Here is a 21,734-nt window from a genome sequence, read left to right as displayed (position 1 = left end):
TAAAAAAAGGAGCTTTGGCTCCTTTTTTTAATGAATATCTTTTTGAAGTTGGCGAACAGTGGGGATGCTGGTGTATCTGATTACGGTGTAGCCAGCTTCTTGTAGCATTGCATCACGTTTTGCATCTTCATCTTCTTTGCCCACATGACTTGGATCATCTAATTCAATAATACACACCACATCAAGATGGTGGTTTAAGATGACAAAATCAGTTACTTTCCGATTAAATTTATTTCGTGTTGCCATGTAGTTACTGGTCATTAATGCGCTAAAGGCGACCTGTGCTAAAACATGATGCTCTGGGCAAGCTTTCTTTAAGCGTTCAAACATTTTAATTTCAAAATTACTAATGACAGGCTTAGCGTAATATTCTTTTTTAGTACTGCTAATTTGAGTGTCACGTTTAAATTTAATTTTTTCAAGATTGATGATGATGAGTATGGCAAGGCTTGCAATACACCCAATAATTAAAAATGTAATTTGGCTTAAATTAACCACAATATTTGTGTCTTTTAATGAGATAAGAAAAAACCCACTCAAAAGAGTGGGTTTTTAGAATTTTGGCTCTCCAACCTGGGCTCGAACCAGGGACCTGCGGATTAACAGTCCGTCGCTCTACCGACTGAGCTATTGGAGAATCTGAAACGGATTCTATTGACCTAAAGTGCTTTGGTCAAGTTAGTTTTGATAAAAAAAGCTGAATGTTGATTTAACTGCTTTTTTTATCATCATTCTGGTCAAATTTAGTGCTTTTGATGCTTATGTTTTGATAAGTTGAGCGCGTGGATCTTATTTATTGAATAGCTCATAAATACGGATATAAAAAAAGCCCACTTCATTATGAGTGGGCTTTTTAGAATCTGGCTCTTCCACCTGGGCTCGAACCAGGGACCTGCGGATTAACAGTCCGTCGCTCTACCAACTGAGCTATGGAAGAATAGATGGCTCTCCAACCTGGGCTCGAACCAGGGACCTGCGGATTAACAGTCCGTCGCTCTACCGACTGAGCTATTGGAGAATCTGACGCGCATTTTAGGGATGAAAGTCTGGCTCGTCAACATGTAAAGATAAAGAAATGAATCATTTGTCTTATAATTATGCAGAAATGCGCTAAAAATAAAAAAATCGCCCATAAAGGACGATTTTTTAGACTAAAAATAAGAATTTATAAAAAACTTATTTTTCAACACCAGCAGCTTGACCCGCATATTTAGCATTTGCATAATCCCAGTTTACTAGGCTATCAAGGAAAGTTTTGATATAAACAGGACGTGCATTACGGAAATCGATGTAGTAAGCATGTTCCCAAACGTCAATTGTGAGTACTGCAACTTGACCATGAGCAAGTGGAGTATCTGCATTTGATGTTTTAAGGATAGAAAGGTTGCCATTTACTTTATCAGCAACTAACCAAGCCCAACCTGAACCGAATTGAGTTGTTGCAGCCGCAGCAAATTCTTCAGCAAATTTTTCAAAAGAACCGAAAGCTTCATCAATTTTAGCAGCCAAAGCGCCAGTTGCTTTACCACCACCATTTTTAGCCATACAGTTCCAGTAGAATGTATGGTTCCAAACTTGAGCCGAGTTATTGAATACACCCGCTTTAGTTGCATCACCAGCAGTCGCTGTAATGATTTCTTCTAAAGTTTTACCTTCAAGGTCAGTACCTTTGATTAGGTTATTCAAGTTCACAACGTAAGTGTTGTGATGTTTGTCGTGATGGTATTCTAAAGTTTCTTTGCTGATGTGCGGAGCAAGATCTTCATAGCCGTATGGAAGTGCCGGTAAAGTAATCGTTGTCATGTTTTCAATTCCTTGCATTTTGCTGGGTTTTGACATTAAGTGGCTTTATTGTAATAGATTCTTAGGGAAAATTGCGCATTGCTTATAAATAACAATACAGAATAAAGCCTGAATTTATATGTATAAAGAAAAATGCCAAACACAAGCGATTTTAAAATTAAATCGGATTGTTTAATTCGAAATAACTATACTCAATATTGAACTGTTCTGAAATAGCTTTAGCAAGACGCTGAACACCATAACGCTCAGTTGCATGATGACCACAGGCGTAATAATTCACGTTTAATTCACGTGCTTCATAATATGTACGTTCGCTGACTTCCCCAGAAATATAAGCATCACAGTCGCGTTCAGCCGCTTTGCTGATAAAGTCTTGTGCAGCGCCAGTACAATATGCCACTTTTTGAATACTGTCTTTTTCGGCAGGTAAGTGGATGGTGTTAAAACCTAAACGATCAGTACAATACTGTTTAAAGGCCGCCGCAGACATAGGTTGATTTAAGTAACCAATATTACCAATCGGGTAGCGTTCATTGGAATCTAGCGGTTCGATATCGCGTAAACCTAAAATTTCCGCGAGGGCTGCATTATTGCCAAGACTTGGGTGGGAGTCGAGCGGTAAGTGATAACCTACGAGGGAGATATCATGTTGAATGAGGCTCTTAATACGTTTACCACGCATTCCTGTGATCGGGTAAGGTTCACCTTTCCAAAAATAACCATGATGCACTAGGAGTAGGTCAGCACCTTGTTTAATCGCTGCATCAATGGCATCTTGTGATGCGGTGACCGCACACAAAATTTTATTTACATCTTGTTTACCTTCAATTTGTAAACCATTTGGTGCATAGTCTTTAAATTCATGTGATTTCAGGGTTTGATTGCACCACTGAATAATTTCATTAAGTTTTGCCATAAATTTCTCAAAAGTCTAAATATTTAACATCAACAACACATATTTTAAATTGTAACTAAAGCATGACAAAACTCTTGTACTATTTTATGTTTCTTGATGTATTTCATCTTACAATGATTCATAAATTACTTAGTCATCAACGAATTAAAATATTTATTAGAGGAAATTAAAGTGCGTCGCACATTTTCATGGTTACCTTGGGTTTTACTCATTCTAGTGACTCTCGGTTTTCTTTCATGGCAACAATATCAGAAACCTAAAGCGCCTATTGCAGCTGATGGTGTAAAAATGCCAGCAGAGAAAGTGGAGTCTTTGGTCAATACGACCAAAACGGGTGGGGTTGATTCTTATAGTGCTGCTGTCAAAGTTGCAGCTCCGGCAGTAGTGAATATTTTTACCACACAGAAAGTAAACAAAGTTGAACACCCTTTATTAAATGATCCTGCTTTTCGTGAATTTTTTGGTGATCAAATTCCAGATCAACTGGGTCAAGAACAAAATGAAAACAGTTTAGGTTCAGGTGTTATTGTTCGTTCTGATGGCTATATTTTGACTAATAATCATGTGATTGCGCAAGCAGATCAGATTGTGGTGGGGTTAAATGATGGTCGTCGTGCACTTGCAAAAATTATTGGTACTGATCCAGATTCTGATCTTGCCGTAATTAAAATTGAATTAGATAAGCTGCCTGTTTTGCCCTTTAAGCTGAGTGGTAATGAGGTTGGAGATGTTGTCCTTGCGATTGGTAACCCATTTGGTGTTGGGCAAACAGTAACGCAAGGGATTATCTCTGCAACCAATCGTTCAGATTTGGGTATTAATACCTATGAAGACTTTATTCAAACAGATGCTGCAATTAATCCGGGTAATTCTGGTGGTGCATTGACTGATGTCGCGGGTAATTTGATTGGGGTAAATACTGCTATATTTTCTCAATCAGGTGGTTCATTAGGGATTGGCTTCGCAATTCCTGCTAAAGTTTGTCAGCAAGTATTGAATTCAATTTTAAAAGATGGTCGTGTGGTTCGTGGTTGGTTAGGGATCAGCTTGATGCCTGTGCAGCAAGAGAATTTTCTTGAGCCTAAGCAAGCAGGTGTTGTGGTGGCGGATGTGCTGCCTAAAGGCCCAGCGGCAAATGCGGGAATTAAAAAAGGCGATAAGATTATTCAGGTCAATGGCGAGCCAATTACTTCGGCTTCTCACCTGATTAACTATGTGGCTTTACAGGCTCCAAATAGCAGTATCAAAATTGCTGTTGTTCGAGATGGAAAACCATTAATGCTTGATGTAGTTGTAGCTGAGCGTAAAGCGCAGAATAATAGTTCACAGTATATTCCTTTACCGAAGCGTTAAAAAAATCTGATTTTTATTTAGATAATTTGACTAAAAAAAGCGCATTTCGATGCGCTTTTTTATTTTTTAGATTCTTAAATGAAGTGCAACAGAGATTTATTTTCGATCTATTTACACGATCATTTTTAAGTATTGATGATAAGGTAATGGTAGATGTGGGGATTTATCTTAAGAGTGATTATTTAGTTTTGGCCGAATTAATGGCTGTTATTAAGGTGATTTGAAGCGCTAGAAATATGCGTTCAGTTTTAATCTGATTTAATAAAAAATCCCCTTAAGCTGGAGAATTTTTTTATTCTAGTTGCGATACTTATTGGTCTTTAGATTCTGCAAAATACAAACCTAAACCAATAATTAAAATCAGTGTGGTTTGAGTGAAAAATGCGTGATTAAAGCCACCAAATTTTTGTTGTGCATACCCTGCAATAATCAGAAAACCTGTTAAATACAGCAGGCGATAGAGTGAATTGCCAAAGCAGTATAAAACACTCGCCAAGGATAAGAGTAGGCATCCGAATACCATGTAGTTGATGTCCCAAACAACGGTATGTACTGTAAAAAGTAAGCTGCTGAGCAAGCCAATGGTTAGCGCTCTGCTGCTCTTAAAGCCTTGATTGAAATGAAACAGCAAAAAGCCCAACACAGGAAGAAATATCAAGGCATATTTAAACCATTGTATATATTGACTGCCTAACATGGCGCTGGTCTGTTGTAAGGTGATAGGATTTTCACTGATGCTTAATCTTAACCAGTGGATGCTTAAGCCCTCAGGAATATTGGCTTTCACTATAAATCTTAACGATTGTGCGTTGTAAGGAATACTGTAGATTTCTTCAAAATCATGTCCATAAAACAACCAAGACTGATTGGCTTCTAGGCTTTGATATTCTGTTTGTTGGTTGGTCGAGACATTAAAGAAATATCCCTGATCATTTATATTACTTTTACGACAAGGTGCTGGCTTGCCTTGTATCTCACAGATCGGCAGTACTGTAATTTCAAGATCTTTACGGTTGTCTTGTTGCCCCGCAAAATCAACGTGCAGGTAAAATCGACCTGTAGCGCTATTAAATGGGGTTGCTGGACTCATCCAATGTTTTTCTGTTGATATTTGCTCAAGTGCAGGGAGATTTTCATTCGGCTGAAATTTATTATCCTGAATTTGATCAGTGGGAATGAGCAATTGTTGAGTGGTGGGAATGGCTTGATTGGTTTGACTATCGTAGAGCGGTGGTGCGGCCTTGGTTAGTTTTTCAAGCTGAGTTTTTGGTGAGCAGCTCACTAAGTAAATGACAAAGGGAATACTTAAAAATAGAAGTGCGAAAGTGGCGAGTTTAGCGCGTAGCAATGCGGCTTGATTGGACTTTAAATCTGTTTTAATTAGCATTTTTTATTTTTAAGAGAATGATTTGGCGCAGTATATTTAAAGTATAGGCATAAAAAAAGCCCAATTCAAAATGATTGGGCTTTTTAATATTTGGCTCTCCAACCTGGGCTCGAACCAGGGACCTGCGGATTAACAGTCCGTCGCTCTACCGACTGAGCTATTGGAGAATCTGAGTGCGATTATAAGGGGATTTTTCGGAGGGTCAAGCTAAAGTTGTCACCTTTCCTTCATTTTTGCACTGTATGCTTTTTATTTAGACAAATAAATCAAAATAGTTAAAAAAACTTGCACAGCCAAAAATGAGTTGCTAGATTAAATCCATAACAGAGCGTTTGAATGAATATTCAAACAGTGTGGATTTAAAACCAACTTGCCAGCACTAAAATGGCTAAACAGGAGAAAGCGAATGCATACGCTGACGATTGCCGAAATTTTTTCAAATTTATCTTTTTATCAAGACAACTACCTTTCAATTATTCAAGATTCTGTACAGTATCGAACTGCGGTAGAAGACGCTTATATTCAAGTGTGGCCAGTGGGTACTGAACAGCTTTATCTTGGTGATTTATTACAACTTTGGTTTAGTGATAAATGGTTGATTAACTCGCCATGTCAATTGCTACTGGAAAGTTATTCTAATGGTCGTAAAAAACCGTTACAGCGTGATCATGATTTATATCTTTATCAATTGAATGGTAGTGCGTTATCAGGACGAAACAATTCGAAAGTCTGGTCTGTGTCTGAGCAGAAAAAGCTTTCCGTATCTTTGGATAGTGTATTTAAATATTTGTGTATTTTTAAAGGCACATATCGTCCGAGTGTTTTTCAGGGCAGCCTGATTAAAAATTTTAAAACAGCCATATAAACAGAAAAGTATATCGTAATGGCAAACTTTTGATTGGTTTGCCAAAATACTGGGTTAAATGTCTTAAACTATTAAAAATTAAATTAACGGATAATCATGCAGGTTGCAGTGGCATGTGCATATAACTTGCCATTTTCATCGATAATTTTACCTTCCGAAATACCTAAGTTTTTACTGATGTTAATGACTGTGCCAATTGCAATAAGTTCTTTATCTTGTGGGATGGGGCGGCACATTTTAATATTTAGGTCGATTGTACCGTAACCCACACCTGCTTCTAACATGCTGTGTACAGCGCAGCCTGTGACAGAATCGAGTACTGTTGCTGCAAAACCTCCATGCACACCACCCAGCGGATTTAAATGACGGTTGTCGGCTTTAGCCTTGAAGTGGATGGTTCCTTTAGAAACCTCATATGGCTGCATAGGAATGGTTTCACTAATACTTGCAGCTGGAATTTTGCCAGCGCACATGGCTTGTAAAAGTTGTAGCCCTGTCATTTCTTTGGGATTCATCACGATCTTCCTGAATTATTATTGAGTTTTAAAATAAACGTGTAGGTAACTTAATGGGCTGTTTTATATTCGTCAAGTTAACGCAGCTGATTTGTGTGCTGGACTGCTGATATTTACTTTAAGCCCTTGTTGGATATTCTTTTTGTAATAATAAGTTTGAGATAAGCATAAAATGAGATTGTGCGCAGCATATAAGTTTTTATGACTGACTTGAATTGGTTTATTTAATTTAAGACATGAGAGATAAAAACTGGAGTTTATGTCTAAATTTGTATATCTATAAGAGTAAATAGAAGCCCGTCGTTGAATATGGATACTCAACAATGTTCTTAAAAATAACCTTGGCTATGATGGCCTTTGCTGCAAATTCTGTGTTGTGTCGTTTGGCTTTGGCTGGACAGCAAATAGACCCGTTAAGTTTTAGCGTGATTCGTGTCTGTAGTGGTGCGGTGGTCTTATTAATGCTGTGGTTGCTGAGTCAAACGCGACAGGCAATACAATGGAATTTATACAGCGCACTGGCTTTGGCGATTTATATTGTGGCATTTTCATATGCCTATATCCAAATTGATGCAGGGGTTGGGGCACTTTTACTGTTTGGAATGGTGCAATTGGCGATGGTTTTTTATGCTGTTTTTCATGGTGAAAAACTAAATTTAAAACGTGGTTTCGGTTTAATCATTGCATTAATGGGGATTGTAATTTTACTTTTACCGGGAGCTAGTGCACCGAGTTTGAGTTATGCCATTATCATGATGATTTCCGGTTTAGCTTGGGCAGCTTACAGTATTTTAGGTAAGAAGATGCTGAATCCGTTATCAAGCAGTTTGGGGAATTTCTTGCTGGCTGTTCCTTTGGTGCTGATGGGCTATTTTATGTTACATCAAGGTGTAAATATCAGTACTCAAGGCATTGTTCTTGCTATGCTTTCAGGTGGAGTTACCTCTGGTGGAGCCTATGTGCTGTGGTATTCCATTGTTAAACGTATCGACCGTATAGATGCGAGCATTGTACAGTTGAGTGTGCCGTGTTTAGCAATTTTAGGTGGTTCGACTTTTATTGGTGAAACCATTGGGTTACGCCTTGTTTTATCAACCGTGATTGTATTGTTGGGTATTTTTTTTGTGATTTATGCAGGAAAAAATAGCGTTGAAGAAAATAAGTAAGTCACTTTCTTATATTAAGTATTTATTTTTGATTAAAAAAACCCGCGAAAATCGCGGGTTTTTTTAATCTGGCTTTATAAAAAGCAGATTATTTTTCAGCAGCAATTGAAGCAATTGCAGCATCAACGCCTTCGATTGAATCAGCCGCTTTCTTAATACGAGCAAGTGCATCTACAAGTACTTCATCAGCAGTTGCGTAAGAAATACGCATGAAACCGCCTAAACCGAATGCATCACCAGGAACTACGGCAACACCTGTTTCTTCTAATAACCACTCAGAGAATTCTGTGCAAGATTTTAAACCTTTAGCACGAATCAACGGTTTGATATTAGCGTAAGCATAGAACGCACCATCAGCAGGTAAGCAAGTGATACCGTTGATGTCGTTTAAGCCTTTTACCACTAAGTCATGACGACGTTTGAATGCTTCAATCATTGGTTCAAGAACTTCTTGAGGACCATTCAATGCAGCTTCAGCAGCAACTTGTGAAATAGAGGTTGGGTTTGAAGTTGATTGAGATTGGATTTTTTTCATTGCGCCAATCAATTTAGCAGGACCCGCTGCATAACCAATACGCCAGCCAGTCATTGCATAGGCTTTAGACACACCGTTTAACACGATTGTACGGTCATAAAGATCAGGCGCAATAGTTGCAATGTTGTAGAACTCATCATCCCAACGGATTGGCTCGTACATATCATCAGAAGCGATATAAACTTCTGGGTATTTACGAAGGACTTCAGCCAAAGCTTCTAATTCAGCTTTAGTGTAAATCATGCCTGTCGGGTTAGATGGGCTGTTAAGCACAACTAAACGCGTTTTGTCAGTGATTGCAGCTTCTAATTGAGCAGGAGTGATTTTGAAACGTTGTTCTTCACCACATTTAACAACAACTGGCACGCCTTCAGCGATGATTACCATATCTGGGTAGCTTACCCAGTAAGGTGCAGGAATAATGACTTCATCACCTTTGTTTAACAAAGCAAGTGCCAAGTTAAAGAAGGATTGTTTACCACCGCAAGAAACCAAGATTTGGTTTGCTGCATAATCAAGATTATTGTCGCGTTTAAATTTTGCGATGATCGCTTTTTTAAGACCTGGCGTACCATCAACAGCGGTATATTTGGTAAAACCGTTGTTAATTGCTGTAATTGCTGCATCTTTGATGTGTTGTGGGGTGTCAAAATCTGGTTCACCTGCGCCCAAACCAATTACGTTTTTACCAGCCGCTTTAAGTTCAGCAGCTTTGTTGGTAACAGCAAGTGTAGGGGACGGTTTGATGGCATTTACACGATCAGAGAGACGTACGTCCACGGCAGTATTCCTTCTTATGGGGATTAGAAAATAAAAAAGCAGATTATTTTAGCCTAAAAAACACAAGAAAGGGGAGACAGAATGCGCCAACAATAGAAAAAGTACATTGTTTTGTTTAATTGATGCTTTATATAGCGCTATAAAAGCGGATGGCTTTATTGGTAGTGAAATTGGAATATGGTTTGTGGCAATAAGTCAGGTCTAAAATTGAGGTTTTAAGCAAAGATTTGTAGGGTGTTGTGGGCACTGCACTTGAATCAAAAAGAGTGCTCATTAAAGTGCCCAACATGAAGAAATGCTTTAATTAAACCTTAGTAAGCGTATTTTAAGTCAGTGTAATCGGTGAGAGATTTTTGTAGATGAGCATTGATGAACTCACGAACATCTTCAGGTGTCATCGCTTGTCCTTGCTTGGTAATGACATGCTCTATCGGTTGTTGATCAACAGCGGTAATTTTATAAACGAAATTAGATGAGGTGGTGTAACCAGACTCTTGGTTAATCACGCAGGTCACATAACGATAGTTGTGTTCAAAGTTTAAATCGGTATGTGAAAAGACAAATTGCTCGAATAATTTGAGACTTTGACCATGAGCTAGGGCTTTTAGTTCATCGACAATCGTTGCGCTAAAATTCATACCATAACGTTCAGAAATAGGCTTTTGATCAATTAACAATGAAACAGAATCATCATCATTGTGGGTTATTGTGACATTACTAAAATTAGACATAGAAGGCTCTGAACTAAAAATGAATTGGGATACATGGCAGTATGGTTAAAATGGTTTAAAAATCAATGAGCACTTGTATGGATGTGAAATAAAAACTGCACATTAAAAGCAAGAAATAAAAAGGCTACATTCAAGTAGCCTTTTTAAAAATAGACGCTTGAATTTTTATTTCATAAAGCGTGATAAATCTTCTTCAGGACGGGCAGTGAGTATTTCGACCCCAGTTTTTGTGACCAAAAGCGTATGTTCATATTGAGCAGACAGAGTATGGTCTTTGGTGACTACTGTCCATTTATCACCGAGAAGTTTAGTTTTCCAGTCTCCACCATTGACCATAGGTTCAATGGTAAAAGTCATACCTTCTTCAAGGATCATACCGCTATTGCCTTGACCATAGTGCAGTACCTGTGGTTCATCATGGAAGACTGTGCCAATCCCATGACCACAGTATTCACGAACCACACCAAAGCGTTCCGACTCAACATATTGTTGAATTGCATGACCAATGTCGCCAATCGTTGAACCGGGTTTAACGGTTTCGATACCGCGATACATCGCTTCTTGAGCCACTTTACATAAACGGTCAGCCAAGATGGACGTTTCGCCACCGACGATATACATCATATTGGTATCGCCATGATAACCATCTTTAATCACAGTGACATCAATATTGAGGATGTCACCTTTTTTTAGTTTTTTACTGTCAGAAGGAATGCCGTGACAAACCACATGGTTGACCGATGTGCAAATGACGTGTTGGAACGCTGGACGTCCGGGAGCTGCGCCATAACCTAAACACGCTGGAATGGCATCTTGAACATTGACAATATAGTCATGACAAATCGTATCAAGCTCAAGTGTGGTAACACCCGGTTTGATATGCGGTTTGATCATATCCAAAACTTCAGCCGCCAGTCGTCCCGCCACACGCATTTTTTCAATTTCATCTGGGGTTTTAATAAGTCGACGTGGTGCTTGGTAAGTACTGTTCATGATCTCTAAAAACTTTTGGAAATTTATATGTGACTATGGTATAAATAGCCGCCCATTTTATCAAATGCTTTTTCGTGAATATATTTCACGGGCTTTGTTGGATGGGGCAACAAAATCCGCACATATATCGACACATTTCTCTGGGTGCCCTTTGGGGTGGAGAATGCGGATATATGGAGGCCTAACCCAAACTTTAAGGTATAAAGAAAATGGCAGATTACAACGTAAGCATGCGTGACCTTCTTCAAGCAGGCGCGCACTTTGGTCACCAAACTCGTTTCTGGAATCCAAAGATGCGTGAATACATCTTTGGTGCGCGTAACAAAATTCACATCATCAACCTTGAACACACTGTTCCTGCGTTAAATGATGCTTTGAACTTTGTTAACAATCTTGCTAGCAAAAAGAACAAAGTATTGTTCGTTGGTACTAAACGTGCTGCTTCTAACATCATCCGTGAACAAGCGCAACGCGCTGGTCAACCATATGTTGATCACCGTTGGTTAGGTGGTATGTTGACGAACTGGAAAACGCTTCGTCAATCAATCAACCGTTTGAAAGACCTTCAAACTCAATCTCAAGACGGTACTTTCCTTAAGCTTACTAAACGTGAAGCTTTAGAGCGTACTCGTGAGATGGAAAAACTTGAACGTGCTTTAGGCGGCGTTAAAAACATGGGTGGTTTACCTGACGCATTATTCGTAATTGACGTTGACCACGAATCAATCGCGATTAAAGAAGCTAAAAACCTTGGTATTCCTGTAATCGGTATCGTTGATACAAACTCTAACCCAGACAACGTAGACTACGTTATTCCGGGTAATGACGATGCAATCCGTGCGGTTACACTTTACGCTTCTGCTATGGCTGATGCGATTCTTGCTGGTAAAGAGTACGCTCAATCACAAGCAAACGCTCAAGCTAAAGTTGAAGAAGTTGCTAAAGAAGCTCCAGAGGCTTAATGCGTTTTGACGCAAGGTTGTCATTTTTGCGACATGTAATGGTGGCAAATTAAGCGTCAAGAAAGCAGAACGGTCCAGAGAACACTTTGGGCCGTTTTTGTTGAACAGATTGAATTTTCTACCGTATTTAGGAGAACAACATGACTGCAGTTACAGCGAGCATGGTAAAAGAATTACGTGACCGTACTGGTCTTGCGATGATGGAATGCAAAAAAGCATTAACAGAGTCGAATGGTGATGTTGAATTAGCGATTGATAATCTTCGTAAATCAGGCCAAGCAAAAGCAGCTAAAAAAGCTGGTAACATTGCTGCTGATGGCGCGATCACTATCGTTCAAGAAGGCAACAAAGCACTTCTTTTAGAAGTAAACTGTCAAACTGACTTCGTTGCTAAAGACGAAAACTTTGCTGGTTTCTCTGCTAAAGTTGCTGCTGCTGCACTTGCTGCAAACGAAACTGATGCTGCTAAAATTGCTGAATTAAAACTTGAAGATGGTACGACTGTAGAAGAAGCGCGTATTGCACTTGTTCAAAAAATCGGTGAAAACATTCAAGTTCGTCGTGCGAAAATTGTTGAAGGTGAAAACCTTGCAGTTTACAAACACGGTTTAAAAATTGGTGTAGTTGTATCTTACACTGGTGATGCTGCTACAGGTAAAGGTATTGCAATGCACGTTGCTGCATTCAATCCAGTTGCTGTAAATGCTGAAGGCGTATCTGCTGATCTTATCGCTAAAGAGAAAGAAATTGCTGAAGCGAAAGCAATTGAATCAGGTAAACCAGCAAACATCGTTGAAAAAATGGTGACTGGTTCAGTTGAAAAATACTTAAATGAAGTTGTTCTTGAGCGTCAAATGTACGTTATTGACAACGACAAAAAAGTTGCTGATGTATTAAAAGCAACTGCTACAGTTGTAGCTCAATTCGTTCGCTTTGAAGTAGGTGAAGGGATTGAGAAAAAAGCAGAAATGAGCTTCGCTGAAGAAGTTGCTGCTGCTCAAGCTGCTGCTCAATAATTTTACTGTATAAGTAAAAGTATTGTGTAAAAAAAGCCCCTAAAGGGGCTTTTTTTATGTGAATATTTTAAAGTTTTCCAATTAGATAGGGAAAAAGGTGATGGCTATAGCTACGTGCGCAATAGTAGCGGACTGGGTGGCTCGGATCGCTGTGTTCTGTTAAATAAGCAGCCAATGCTTGTAAGGCTGAGCGATCTGGATTGCGGCTTAAAATTAGCTGAAATTTAACAGGTAAATCAATAAAAATGACATCAATACCATTTCTTAGAATGCAATTTAGAATATTGTCGAGCAGAATATTTTCAGCTTCTATAAGGATAGAGTCATCTTCATTAGCATCATCTTGTTCAAAATTTTCTACTTCAAGGTCTTCTACTGCAAGATCATCTATTTCAAAATGATCCATTTCAAGGTTGCTAAGTTCGTCAAAACCCAATGCTGGTTCAAAGAAATCATAAACGTCATCAAGAACACTATCGATAGGAATAGGGTTGTTTTCATTGGCTTTTAAAAAATGAAGTTTAAGATCTAAACTATTTGACCAGTCTTCATAATCACATTCTAAGAGGTATTCTTGGCTAATTGGGTATTCAGATAACCAATTTGTAATCCAAGTATCTATATCTTGAGAATGGTTGATCGGTGGGAAATCGGTAGGTTGGAGTTCAGGGAAAACGGCAATCAGATGATCACGAAACTGTTGGCAAGCTAACATGCAAGAATAAATCTAAAGAAATACAGCGGTAATATAAATCATTGTCTTGTGAAGAGGAAAATAAAATTGTGAATAAGAAAGTATAAAATTTTGACGATTAGAGGGCGTGTAGTCATGATGGAAAGCTCAAGAGTTTCATCATTCAGATCACCATCAGCTTAAAATATTGAGTGATATTATTCTTAAGTCAAAGAACAAAAGGAAGAAGCAATAGTAAAATAAATTTTTGGATGATTAGGGTTTGTTCAAATTTTAGTTCGTGGATCATGAGCGTTTGAAGAGGAAATGATTAAAGCGTAATTAAAAAATAGGATAGCAATTTTGTTCTATCCCTTTTTTTTGATCATGTTATGGTGAAGTGCGTTTATATTTTGACTTTATCAAATATGCAAGAGTGGGCAAATTATCTTCATTTACAAGAATTGGGTGGTTTGGAGTTGCTCAAGGCACGCTATCATCAAAAACAATTTTCTAAACATGTTCATGAAGGCTATTGTATTGGTGTGATTGAAGAGGGTGCTCAAAGTTTTTTCAGAACAGGACAGCTACATACGGCTCCCAAAGGTGACATTATTTTGGTGAATGCAGATGAAATTCACACTGGTTCATCTGCTGTAGAGTCGGGATGGGGGTATCGTGCGATTTATCCGACTCCTGAAATGCTATTGGAGATAAGCCAAGATTTTTTTACCATTAAAAATAGTGTACCGTGGTTTACAAATGCAGTAATTCACGATATTGGGTTGGCACAACAACTTAGCTTACTATTTGATTTATTAGAGCAAAAAGAAAATACCCTGTTAAAAGAAAGTATGTATTTGTCTACTTTAGCGCGTTTAATTGGTAAATATGGTCGGGCAAAAGTTACGCCTTTAAACTTGCCTGAAGCATGTAAAAAAATTGAACTTGTAAAAGAGCTATTGGTAAGTTTTCCTGAGAGGAATTTTTCTTTAACGGAGTTGGCTCATTATGTGGGATTAAGTCCTTGGCACTTTCTCCGTGAATTTAAAAAGTGTACAGGATTGCCACCGCACAGTTGGTTGGTACAAATACGATTACATAAGGCACGGCAGCTATTAAAATACGGCCATTCTATTGCCATGACAGCACAAAACTGTGGTTTTTCTGATCAAAGTCATTTGACTCGACATTTTAAGAAAGCGATGGGAGTTACTCCATCACAATATATTATTCATCTGAAATGAAAGTTGCGCAATTTTGTTCAATTCATAGGACAACGATTCATTCATAGTGCAATTAATAGCAATATCGCTGAGCTTATGATGAATTTACCTATAAACGCCTTATCTAATTTAGAAAAGAAAACTCAAAAGAATGTGCTAAATAAACAGGCCTTTTTCAAAGGGGCAGTTGATATTTTACCGCTTTCTATTGCTGTCTTGCCGTGGGGGATTTTGGCGGGATCAATGGCCGTTAATGCTGGATTAAGTTTTGCCCAATCTTTTGCGATGTCTGCAATTTTTTTTGCAGGCGCGGCTCAATTGGTTAGTTTGGGGTTGGTCATGTCTGGTGCATCACTATTTACTATAGTCATTACTGTACTTTTTTTAACAAGCCAGCATTTGATCTATGCCTTAAATTTTCGTAAAGATATTCGTTGTTTACCTGTGTATAAAAGGTTGATAGTTGGTTTTTTACTGACGGATGAATTATTTGCAATAGGAGTTACTCATCAGGCTCAGCGCAGTTTTGCTTATTTATTTGGTGCTGGGATTTGTTTTTATTTTGCTTGGTGTCTTTTTAGTTTGTTGGGGATTTTTTTAGCCAATGCCATTCCAAACTTAGAGCGTTTACATTTGGATTTTTCTATTGTTGCCATATTTATATTAATTATTGTTCCAATGATTAAAAATTTAGTGACTTTGATGGGGGTGGTAAGCACATTAATTGCGACCTTGATATTCAAATATTTTCAAATTGAAATGGGCATGATTCTTTCTGGTGTATTGGGGATGATCACAGCACTGCTTTTACAGAAATGGCAAGGTACGAAAAAATGACTTGGGCATTGTTATTAATTTTAGCTGCGATTGTTTTTTTAAACCGTTATTTGTTTTTAGAGCCTCGAGTTTGCCTTAAATTGCCTCATTGGGTTGAAGAGATGCTGCAATATTCTGCTCCTTGTTTATTGACAGCAATTTGCGCCCCTATCATTTTTTATCAAGGGGAGGTTTTAAGATCAATTCCTTTAGATCCATATTTTATTGCAGCAGGCATATGTATTGTTTTGGCCTTACTATTTAAAAGGCTTCTTCCGAATTTAATTGTCAGTTTGGTTTGCTTTTATCTCCTTATTTTTATGTTTAGTTCTTAAGAAATAGATAAAATACGTCAGAAATATTGATACCACGCTAAAATGCGCTAAAAAGCGAGTTTTTGGCGGGTTTTCCATTTAGGTATCAATTTACCTAGATAGGCGTCCATGCACCATACTGGGCCAATGAGGAGGAATTGGAGGTCTTTAAAGAATGAAGGCTTTTTACCTTCGACTTTGTGACCATAAAATTGACCAATCCAAGCTAAAACAAAAAGCCCGATATAAAATCCAACGCCTACAGGTAATGTGTAAATCAACCATGCCATGACCACTAAAAGTGCAGCCATCGTTACAGCGAGAACCAAATCAAGTCGAGCATAAAAAACGAAGCTGAGTAGCAGAAGTAGAGCAGTCAATAAGGCACTGAAATGAGCCAGTATACCGATAATAGAAAAAAGGATTGTGGGTACACAAACCCAATGAATTGCTTTATTGGTTTTATTTTGATGGCTTTCGCTATATTCATCAAACCATTGGTTTATTGTTTTCATTATCACTCCTGTTGGGTGTTGATCCATGTGTTTTTTATATGATTAAAATATAAACCAGAAGCAATTGTGGGTCAAAGTATCCAGCAGTCGGTTTGAGTCATTCAGTTTAAATTGGCTGAATGACCCATTAAAGCACTCGCGATACCATTATTTTATGGTGATGTTTTGAGTTCTATGGTTTTTAAGTTTTGGTTTTGATAAATCTGCTGACCTTCTTTGTAGGTGGCTAATATTTGGATATCTTTAATTTTGTTGCTAGGGACTGTAATGGGGTTGTCACTTAAAATGACAAAATCAGCCAGTTTTCCTTTGCTTAGAGTTCCTTTGTTATTTTCTTCAAAATATTGATAAGCAGCCCAGTCTGTGAGCGACTTTAATGCAATATAAGGGCTGACGCGTTGTTCAGCCCCCAGTATTTTGCCACTGCGTGTGACGCGATTTACAGTGGTATCCAGCGTCATCATGCTACGAGGTGGAATTACAGGGGCATCATGATGTTCGGTAAATAAAATGCCTTTGCGTAAAGCAGAACCCGTTGGCGAAATGCGATTTGCCCGTTCTACGCCCAAAGTTTCTTCCCGATGCCAGTCGCCCCAGTAATAGGTATGTAATGAAAAGAAGGATGGAATGAGCTCGAGAGATTTAGCTTTGTCTAGCTGATCTTCACGCATGGTTTGTGCATGAATAATGACATTGCGTCGGTCTAATTTTGGATAGTGCTTGGTTGCAGTATCAATATCATTTAAATATTGGTCAATTGCAGCATCACCATTGGCATGCGCCAGTATTTGCCATTTGTGTTCAAAGGCTAAATTAATGGCATCTTGTACTGTTTTGTTTTCAGGAAAGGCGGGGTAGCCTGCATAGGTTTTTGCTTTACCTTCTGGTGGAATTAAATATGGTTGAGTCAGCCAAGCTGTTTTGCCTTGAGGTGAGCCATCCAAGTTGATTTTAATGCCACCGATACGAAAATGATGATCATAGCTTTGACTGGTGCCATGCTTAAGCATGTATTCTTTTTCAGTATTGATGTCGGGATAAGACACCAGATCAATCGGTAATTTTCCTTGCTTGCCTAAATTGCGCCACAATTCACTGGTTCCTGCATCTGCACGACCTTCCTGAACGGTGGTGTAGCCATTTTGGATATAAGTTTGAATAGCCGTGAGCGCCATTTTCTGCATAATATCGGGTGGAACAGTTTTAAAAGCCTGCATCATGGCACTAAAAACAACACTTTCTTCAAGTACACCATTTGGTTCCATGGAGTTGTTCATCCGACGAATCACGCCACCAGATGGATTAGGTGTTTTTGCATTGATGTTGAGTATTTCTAAAGCTTTATGGTTTGCCGATGCTAGATGTCCAGATTGATGAAGAATTAAGACTGGCTGATCTTTAGAGATCTGATCGAGTTCTGCTGCTGTAGGGTGTCGTTTTTCTTTGAGTTGAGCATCATCATAACCGTTGCCCATAATCCAGCCTGATGTTGCCTGAATAAATTCGGGGTTTTTCTGCTGCCAGTTTTTCATGGCAACAATGAGCGAGTTGATATCTGTCACTGTTCCATCTGGTGGAGAATAAAGATTCGCAACCGTTTGTTGTAAACCGACACTGTTGACATGGCTATGTGCATCAATGATACCGGGGATGACTGTACGTTGTTCTAAATCAAGCTGCTGTGCGCGAGGGGCAATTTTTCGCGCTTGTTCAAGTTTCCCACTAAATTCAATATGACCTGCTTGAATTAGTAATGCTTCGACATAGGTAGGTTGCATTCCCTCCATAGTCAAAATAGGGCCGCCATAAATTAATAGTGTATTTGACGCTTTTGTTTGAAGTGAATCATGTTGTGATGTGGGTAAATTAGAACAGGCAACAAGTAAAGTGAAGGGTAGTGATGAAACGATGCATTTGGCTATCAAGTTCGATGTATAAGTTTTTTGCGTTTTTAGCATGATGTTCATCCTCAATGCTTATCATTCTTTATAATTTATATGCTGTATTTATTAAACACTAAGATGATGCTTAAAACAAAGTTTTTTAAGGTATTAAAAAAGCCACATTAAGTGGCTTTTTAAGTCAAACGTATTAGAAGTTTTGCATGTGTTTATGAACTTGGGCCATCTACACGTTCAATATTAACCTTGGCTGTACCCGCATTGGTAATACCCAATTGCTTAGCAGCACCGTAAGACAAGTCTAGAACTCGGTTACCATGGAATGGACCACGATCGTTTACTTTTACTACGACACTTTTACCATTGGTTTTATTCGTAACACGAATATAACAGTTCAATGGCAAGCTACGGTGAGCAGCAGTTAATCCATTCATATCGAATGTTTCACCACTTGCTGTTTTACGACCATGAAACTGGCGACCGTACCATGATGCTGCACCAGTCTGACTGAACTTACGAACAGTATTGGATGCAACGGTGTTTAACTTTTCAATCACTGAAGGCTCGTCTTCAGGGATTTCAATTTTTGCTGCAATCGTTTCACGACGGATTTTATCGCCAGAACGCTCAGTGATTGAAAGGCTATTTAAATTTGAAAAGTGTGAGTTAAACTTTTGAGCATCTTTATTTAACACACGCGTAGCTAGGCGAGTGTTGTCATTATCGGTACTGAATGATGACTGAACCATTTCTGCTTGAGACTGACTCAGGGCAAAAGTGGTGGTTAAAGCTAAAATATACTTAAGCGAAGACTGCATTATTAAACTCCTAAAGACCATGTGCTTAACTTCATCTAAACGATTGAAATATCGGCAATCAAGTCTGTTAATTCTCTTTTGCAACTACATTTGACGAGATGGATAATATTCATGCTAGGCTAAAGCTGTCTACTCTTTAATTGAAATAATTACAAAAAGGGTGAAAATATATCAATTTTTGATTAAAAAATAATCAATATTGTAACATATTATTTAAAAAGTGTGTTTTGTGCACTATTTTGTAAAATAAAATCTTGACTTTTATTGTTTGTGGTAAAAGCTAGTCTCAGCGACTAGCGATTTCAGTGCCTAATTGCCATACGGCAGTCGCATACATACGGCTCTTATTATAAGTCGTAATCACTTGGAAATTAGGGTAAGTAATATAGTAAATCGGTGCATAACTTTCTTGAAGTTGAATCACATTGACCAGATCTAAGTCATCTATTTTAACAATCGAATTTGTTGGTGTAATCCCTTGATTCTTTAAGGCTCCGTAGGGTGTTGGTTGTTCCAAATTTTTGGCAATAATGGATTCAGGATTGTTTCCTGTATAGCGAGCTGAGAAACCGATGGGTTGATTGCGCTGCCATCCGTGTTGAGCTAAATAGTTCGCAATTGAACCGATGGCATCGACCGCAGAATTTCGAAGATCAATATGCCCATTTCCGTCGTAGTCCACACCGAGTTTTGGAATGTTACTTGGCATAAATTGAGGGTAGCCAATGGCACCTGCGTAAGAACCAACCACTGAATGCGTTGGAACGCCATCTTTATATGACCATGCAATGAGTGCGGCAAGTTCATCTTGGAAATATTGTGCGCGTCGTTCGTAACCAAAGCCTAGGGTTGCTAATGCATCACGGGTGACGAAATTGCCTTTATTGGCACCAAAACCTGTTTCCACACCTAAAATGCCTAAGATCACCGATTGGGGGACACCAAACTGTTGTTCGGCACGGTTTAAGGTGTCGGCATATTGGTTTTTAAAACGCACGCCACGTTGAATGGTACTTTCAGCCATAAAGTTGGTTTTGTATTCGTACCACGGCTTACTTTCACCGGGGCGATTCATAATATTAATAATGTTCGGCAGGTTTTTTGAACCATTCATAGCCCAATCGATTTGTTCTGCACTTAAACCATAGGTTTGCATGGTTTTCTGTTTAAAACTGCTATAGCCAGGATGGTTGTAAAAATCATTGGCTTGGCAGAAGCTGGTGATGGAAAGCGCACCAATAAGTAAAGGGAGACGTTTCATTTTGTTATAAAAGTGGATGTTTAACATATTGCTCAAAGTTCCAAAAAATATCATTTGTGTGTATGGATAGACATCACAACGCTAAAAGCAGCCATTAAAGTAATCATTGCGGTACCGCGATAACTTCAAAAAGAAGTGCTGTAATAGCTAAGATAACACTGACCATGCCAGCGTTAACAAATACATATACAAAAAACGACAAACCTAGACCGCCCACCAGTAAGTGACCATACTGATGAAAACAATTCAGTTTAATTGGCATCGTTGTAAGAATAATGACGAAACATAAAATAATCAGGATCAATACAATGTAAAGGTTGTCATTTAGAGGGTAATCTTGTTGTGCTTGCAGCATTGCGTGGAGTTGGGCTAAAAAATCTATAGTGCAGGTTGGTTAACATGACTTTTTGGGGTGGATAAAAGCAAAGACGATGCTAACATAAACTTGAATTTAGACAATATATATCAATATTTTGCAATAAAAAAACCTAGCAAAAGCTAGGTTTTTGAGCATTTTAAAAAGGCTTAAACATGAAATAAAGTATCATGATATTCAGCAAGTGCCATTAGCTCGTCTTTATTGAGATTGGGGATGATTTTATCCGCAGCAATATGCACCGCTTTAATCACAGCAGCAGAACCGAAATCAGCAGCTTTACGTTTGATCATGCCTAGATCTAGCGTCTTATTAAAGTCATTCATAAAATGATGGACTGTGGCTTCTGCAAATTGTTTATAAAGTTCAGCTAACGCTGCTTTATTGACATCATTGCCCGCTTTAATTTCAGCATAACTATTTTTGAGATTTGTCACCAAAGTTGCATCTAGAAGTTCACCAACGCGGAAGTTGCCTTCTGCATCTTTAAATAAACTTTTTTCAGAAAACTCAATGGATTGCTTAACAACGTCATTTGAGGATTTACCCATGAGCTGTTTTAATAAAACAGCAACAGTCGATTTGATATAACCCGCAAGTTTCTCTGCTGTATCGCGTTTATCGCTAGGTGGAAAACGACGGACAAGTTCAGTCAAAAGCCCATCAATGATTTCATCATTAATCAGTAGTGCTGTTTTGTCACGTAAAGGGTAAAGCGGCTCGCTCGAATTTTTCTTTTCCTGACCTGTTTGAATGCTTGTTAATAATTCTGCAGAAGGAATAAAACCAAAAAATGGCATGTCAAAAAACCT

22 protein-coding genes, 4 tRNA genes and 1 pseudogene are annotated in these 21,734 nt (G+C 38.4%); 8 read left to right on the top strand and 19 right to left on the bottom strand.

What is annotated here, in order from left to right; all coding sequences use genetic code 11:
* Nucleotides 1-27: 27 nt before the first annotated feature.
* The 6 genes from B9T24_RS01510 to B9T24_RS01485 form a co-directional block, all read right to left on the bottom strand.
* Nucleotides 28-498, bottom strand: coding sequence for a DUF2726 domain-containing protein (locus B9T24_RS01510; RefSeq protein WP_086164565.1), 471 nt, complete (start codon nt 496-498; stop codon nt 28-30).
* Between the two features lie 63 nt (nt 499-561).
* A tRNA-Asn gene (locus tag B9T24_RS01505) sits at nt 562-637 on the bottom strand.
* Between the two features lie 224 nt (nt 638-861).
* A tRNA-Asn gene (locus B9T24_RS01500) sits at nt 862-937 on the bottom strand.
* A 5-nt stretch (nt 938-942) separates the two neighbouring features.
* Nucleotides 943-1,018 (bottom strand) — tRNA-Asn (locus B9T24_RS01495).
* 158 nt (nt 1,019-1,176) lie between these two features.
* On the bottom strand, nt 1,177-1,803 hold the full coding sequence (locus B9T24_RS01490) for a superoxide dismutase (protein WP_004651484.1): 627 nt from the start codon (nt 1,801-1,803) through the stop codon (nt 1,177-1,179).
* 157 nt (nt 1,804-1,960) lie between these two features.
* On the bottom strand, nt 1,961-2,719 hold the full coding sequence (locus B9T24_RS01485; protein ID WP_086164181.1) for a Nif3-like dinuclear metal center hexameric protein: 759 nt from the start codon (nt 2,717-2,719) through the stop codon (nt 1,961-1,963).
* A gap of 171 nt (nt 2,720-2,890) precedes the next feature.
* Between B9T24_RS01485 and B9T24_RS01480 the strand changes: the two genes are divergently transcribed.
* On the top strand, nt 2,891-4,072 hold the full coding sequence (locus B9T24_RS01480; RefSeq protein WP_086164180.1) for a S1C family serine protease: 1,182 nt from the start codon (nt 2,891-2,893) through the stop codon (nt 4,070-4,072).
* Nucleotides 4,073-4,382: 310 nt separating this feature from the next.
* On the opposite strand, the gene B9T24_RS01475 is transcribed toward B9T24_RS01480, so the two are convergent.
* Nucleotides 4,383-5,459: a hypothetical protein gene (locus tag B9T24_RS01475; RefSeq protein ID WP_086164179.1), complete on the bottom strand. Its 1,077-nt coding sequence runs from the start codon at nt 5,457-5,459 to the stop codon at nt 4,383-4,385.
* 91 nt (nt 5,460-5,550) lie between these two features.
* Nucleotides 5,551-5,626 (bottom strand) — tRNA-Asn (locus B9T24_RS01470).
* Between the two features lie 239 nt (nt 5,627-5,865).
* Between B9T24_RS01470 and B9T24_RS01465 the strand changes: the two genes are divergently transcribed.
* Nucleotides 5,866-6,324, top strand: a complete 459-nt coding sequence (locus B9T24_RS01465) for a hypothetical protein (protein WP_086164178.1) — start codon at nt 5,866-5,868, stop codon at nt 6,322-6,324.
* An 83-nt stretch (nt 6,325-6,407) separates the two neighbouring features.
* Here B9T24_RS01465 and B9T24_RS01460 read toward each other — a convergent pair whose 3' ends face one another.
* Entirely contained in the window at nt 6,408-6,842 is a 435-nt protein-coding gene (locus tag B9T24_RS01460; protein WP_171264816.1) for a PaaI family thioesterase, read from the bottom strand.
* A gap of 320 nt (nt 6,843-7,162) precedes the next feature.
* On the opposite strand from B9T24_RS01460, the gene B9T24_RS01455 reads away from it, so the two are divergent.
* Nucleotides 7,163-8,005, top strand: coding sequence for a DMT family transporter (locus B9T24_RS01455; RefSeq protein ID WP_086164176.1), 843 nt, complete (start codon nt 7,163-7,165; stop codon nt 8,003-8,005).
* Between the two features lie 88 nt (nt 8,006-8,093).
* On the opposite strand, the gene B9T24_RS01450 is transcribed toward B9T24_RS01455, so the two are convergent.
* From B9T24_RS01450 to map, 3 genes are all read right to left on the bottom strand, one after another.
* On the bottom strand, nt 8,094-9,320 hold the full coding sequence (locus B9T24_RS01450; protein WP_086164175.1) for a pyridoxal phosphate-dependent aminotransferase: 1,227 nt from the start codon (nt 9,318-9,320) through the stop codon (nt 8,094-8,096).
* A gap of 311 nt (nt 9,321-9,631) precedes the next feature.
* A complete protein-coding gene (locus B9T24_RS01445) occupies nt 9,632-10,051 on the bottom strand; it encodes a hypothetical protein (RefSeq protein ID WP_086164174.1) in 420 nt (139 codons plus the stop codon).
* Nucleotides 10,052-10,216: 165 nt separating this feature from the next.
* On the bottom strand, nt 10,217-11,044 hold the full coding sequence (map, locus tag B9T24_RS01440; RefSeq protein ID WP_086164173.1) for a type I methionyl aminopeptidase: 828 nt from the start codon (nt 11,042-11,044) through the stop codon (nt 10,217-10,219).
* 209 nt (nt 11,045-11,253) lie between these two features.
* On the opposite strand from map, the gene rpsB reads away from it, so the two are divergent.
* Together rpsB and tsf are read left to right on the top strand one after the other, a co-directional pair.
* The gene (gene rpsB, locus B9T24_RS01435; RefSeq protein ID WP_067867857.1) at nt 11,254-12,006 is read left to right on the top strand and encodes a 30S ribosomal protein S2; all 753 of its coding nucleotides are present in this window, start codon (nt 11,254-11,256) and stop codon (nt 12,004-12,006) included.
* 140 nt (nt 12,007-12,146) lie between these two features.
* A complete protein-coding gene (gene tsf / locus B9T24_RS01430; RefSeq protein ID WP_086164172.1) occupies nt 12,147-13,022 on the top strand; it encodes a translation elongation factor Ts in 876 nt (291 codons plus the stop codon).
* 67 nt (nt 13,023-13,089) lie between these two features.
* Here tsf and B9T24_RS01425 read toward each other — a convergent pair whose 3' ends face one another.
* Nucleotides 13,090-13,737: a hypothetical protein gene (locus B9T24_RS01425; RefSeq protein WP_086164171.1), complete on the bottom strand. Its 648-nt coding sequence runs from the start codon at nt 13,735-13,737 to the stop codon at nt 13,090-13,092.
* Between the two features lie 386 nt (nt 13,738-14,123).
* Here B9T24_RS01425 and B9T24_RS01420 point away from each other — a divergent pair, with 386 nt between their 5' ends.
* The 3 genes from B9T24_RS01420 to B9T24_RS01410 all read left to right on the top strand — a co-directional run bounded on the left by B9T24_RS01420 (nt 14,124) and on the right by B9T24_RS01410 (nt 16,072).
* Nucleotides 14,124-14,942 (top strand): AraC family transcriptional regulator, encoded by an 819-nt coding sequence (locus B9T24_RS01420; RefSeq protein WP_086164564.1) that lies wholly within the window; start codon nt 14,124-14,126, stop codon nt 14,940-14,942.
* Nucleotides 14,943-15,020: 78 nt separating this feature from the next.
* Complete coding sequence (locus B9T24_RS01415; protein ID WP_086164170.1) at nt 15,021-15,758, top strand: AzlC family ABC transporter permease; 738 nt, start codon at nt 15,021-15,023, stop codon at nt 15,756-15,758.
* The gene (locus B9T24_RS01410; protein ID WP_086164169.1) at nt 15,755-16,072 is read left to right on the top strand and encodes an AzlD domain-containing protein; all 318 of its coding nucleotides are present in this window, start codon (nt 15,755-15,757) and stop codon (nt 16,070-16,072) included. The genes B9T24_RS01415 and B9T24_RS01410 overlap by 4 nt, the downstream gene beginning before the upstream one ends.
* Before the next feature lie 47 nt (nt 16,073-16,119).
* Here B9T24_RS01410 and B9T24_RS01405 read toward each other — a convergent pair whose 3' ends face one another.
* From B9T24_RS01405 to B9T24_RS01380, 6 genes and pseudogenes are all read right to left on the bottom strand, one after another.
* Nucleotides 16,120-16,566 carry a DUF962 domain-containing protein gene (locus B9T24_RS01405; protein ID WP_086164168.1) on the bottom strand — a complete coding sequence of 149 codons (447 nt, stop codon included), beginning with the start codon at nt 16,564-16,566 and terminating at the stop codon, nt 16,120-16,122.
* A gap of 152 nt (nt 16,567-16,718) precedes the next feature.
* The gene (locus B9T24_RS01400; protein ID WP_416224339.1) at nt 16,719-18,524 is read right to left on the bottom strand and encodes an amidohydrolase; all 1,806 of its coding nucleotides are present in this window, start codon (nt 18,522-18,524) and stop codon (nt 16,719-16,721) included.
* 152 nt (nt 18,525-18,676) lie between these two features.
* Nucleotides 18,677-19,285: a septal ring lytic transglycosylase RlpA family protein gene (locus tag B9T24_RS01395; RefSeq protein ID WP_004651505.1), complete on the bottom strand. Its 609-nt coding sequence runs from the start codon at nt 19,283-19,285 to the stop codon at nt 18,677-18,679.
* A gap of 286 nt (nt 19,286-19,571) precedes the next feature.
* A complete protein-coding gene (gene mltB, locus B9T24_RS01390) occupies nt 19,572-20,573 on the bottom strand; it encodes a lytic murein transglycosylase B (RefSeq protein ID WP_086164166.1) in 1,002 nt (333 codons plus the stop codon).
* A 23-nt stretch (nt 20,574-20,596) separates the two neighbouring features.
* Nucleotides 20,597-20,853 (bottom strand): annotated as a pseudogene (locus B9T24_RS17065) (FtsW/RodA/SpoVE family cell cycle protein); the annotation flags it as partial.
* Between the two features lie 218 nt (nt 20,854-21,071).
* Entirely contained in the window at nt 21,072-21,722 is a 651-nt protein-coding gene (locus B9T24_RS01380; RefSeq protein ID WP_086164164.1) for a hypothetical protein, read from the bottom strand.
* Nucleotides 21,723-21,734: the final 12 nt, after the last annotated feature.

The organism is Acinetobacter sp. ANC 4654 (genome assembly GCF_002135425.1).
Lineage (GTDB): Bacteria > Pseudomonadota > Gammaproteobacteria > Pseudomonadales > Moraxellaceae > Acinetobacter > Acinetobacter kyonggiensis.
This window is presented reverse-complemented; position numbering and strand designations above follow the sequence as displayed.